This is a genomic window from Pseudoduganella ginsengisoli, from assembly GCF_009720865.1.
Classification (GTDB): domain Bacteria; phylum Pseudomonadota; class Gammaproteobacteria; order Burkholderiales; family Burkholderiaceae_D; genus Rugamonas; species Rugamonas ginsengisoli.
In genome coordinates this window covers 1-255 of sequence record NZ_WNLA01000117.1, presented here as the reverse complement: position 1 = coordinate 255, position 255 = coordinate 1, and the positions used below count along the sequence as shown (strand labels likewise).

General features: G+C 64.7%; 1 protein-coding gene. It reads left to right on the top strand.

Translation table 11 applies throughout. The features are described 5' to 3' along the window. Positions 1-255 (top strand): Ig-like domain-containing protein (locus GM668_RS30825; protein ID WP_170305939.1); only part of this gene is annotated, 255 nt, incomplete at both ends.

Here is a 255-nt window from a genome sequence, read left to right as displayed (position 1 = left end):
CCACTTCGGATAACGGCTCATCGAATACCGACAACATCACCAACGCTCTCAATCCGGTGTTTGCCGGCGGTGGCGCGGAAGCCGGCGCCAAAGTGCATCTGTATGCCGGCGGGGTGGAAGTGGGCAACGCCGTGGCCGACGCCAGCGGCAACTGGAGCGTGACGCACACGGCGGCAGCTACCGGCGTCGACATTGCGTACACGGTCACGCAGGAAGACAAGGCGGGCAACTTCAGTGCGCCGTCGCAGGGCCTGA